Raw genomic sequence first — 597 nt, forward strand, 5'->3', positions numbered from 1 at the left:
CGAGAAATCGCGTCCCCTAGAAATGATCCTAATAAGCTGATGCGTTCACGTAATACGTCATTATTTATAGTCATCCTTAACCTTCTCGTTAAATTAGTGGGTGAAATAGTCGTGTGGTCTTAAGCGTAATTTTTCTATGGTAAGCTTTAGTTTTATTAGCTTGTCGAAACATCATCTGGGCTACTTTCTGCCCATAACAATGTATAAAGTTGAACCATTTCTTCCAAACTGGGTATTCGGGGGTTGTTGTTAGGCGAACCTGAGGAAAATGCTTGTTCACACATGGTATTTATTAGCGCATCAAAATCAGTTTTTTGAATGCCAAATTGTTCCAATGTAGGCACCTTGAGCTCAATATTGAGATTTTTCAAATACGTAATCAAATTTATATTCGCTTGATCATCATTATCATTAAAGCTCGCCACTCCTAGTGCTCGTGCACAATCTGCATATCGCTCTGGAGTACCTGATATCCCAAATTCAGTAATCGTCGGCAATAGCATCGCATTTGATAAACCATGCGGTACGTGAAAAAAAGCGCCAATCGGTCTGCTCATTCCATGCACCAAAGCCACGGATGAATTACAGAATGCAATA

Annotated in this window: 1 protein-coding gene; it reads right to left on the reverse strand. The window is 39.4% G+C overall.

The annotated features are described in order from the left end of the window. Positions 1 to 155 precede the first annotated feature (155 nt). Positions 156 to 597, reverse strand: a 442-nt coding sequence (locus ACS8FD_RS22605) for a dehydroquinate synthase/iron-containing alcohol dehydrogenase family protein (RefSeq protein ID WP_459252176.1), incomplete at its 5' end; no start/stop codon positions are given.

The organism is Psychrobacter sp. 1U2, from assembly GCF_051847575.1.